Below are 590 nucleotides of genomic sequence, written 5' to 3'. Positions count from 1 at the left end.
CACAGACTCTCCCAACAAGAGGGGCAATCAGTCAGAATGCACAAGCTCTCGCGCGTTATGCTGCTTTATGTCAGGAAGCTGGTCTTGTACCGATTGTTGAACCGGAAGTGCTGATGGATGGACCATCACGCCAGCATTCTATTACGCGTTGCTTTGAGGTGACAAAAGTTGTTTTACACACTGTGTTTAAAGAATTATTTGAAGCACGTGTTCTTTTTAAGGGCATGATTTTAAAGCCCAATTAGGGTGATTGATGGAAAAGATGTGCGCATTGCTTTTGTTGAAGAAGTAGCTGAAAAACCGCTTCAGGTTCTTAAACAAACTACTCCTGCGGCTGCTCCTGGAATTGCTTTTCTCTCTGGAGGACAGTCTGATCCGGAAGCAACTGCACATTTGTCTGCTATGAATGCTTTGGGAAAACAGCCTTGGAAATTGACCTTTTCTTATGGGCGGGCATTGCAAGCAGCTGCCTTAAAGGCATGGGCTGGAAAAAATGAAAATATTGTTGTTGCGCAAAAGGCTTTTTGTCATCGTGCTCGAATGAACCACCTTGCTGCTTTGGGACAATGGACAAAAGATCAGGAAAAATC

1 pseudogene is annotated in these 590 nt (G+C 44.2%); it reads left to right on the top strand.

Annotation, left to right across the window (positions count from 1 at the left end):
- A pseudogene (locus ACFINZ_RS11710) lies at positions 1 to 590 on the top strand (class I fructose-bisphosphate aldolase); the annotation flags it as partial.

This window comes from Bartonella sp. AA81SXKL, from assembly GCF_042196945.1.
GTDB lineage: Bacteria > Pseudomonadota > Alphaproteobacteria > Rhizobiales > Rhizobiaceae > Bartonella.
Note: the sequence above shows the minus strand (reverse complement) of the source record. Positions and strands in the feature narration are given on the sequence as shown.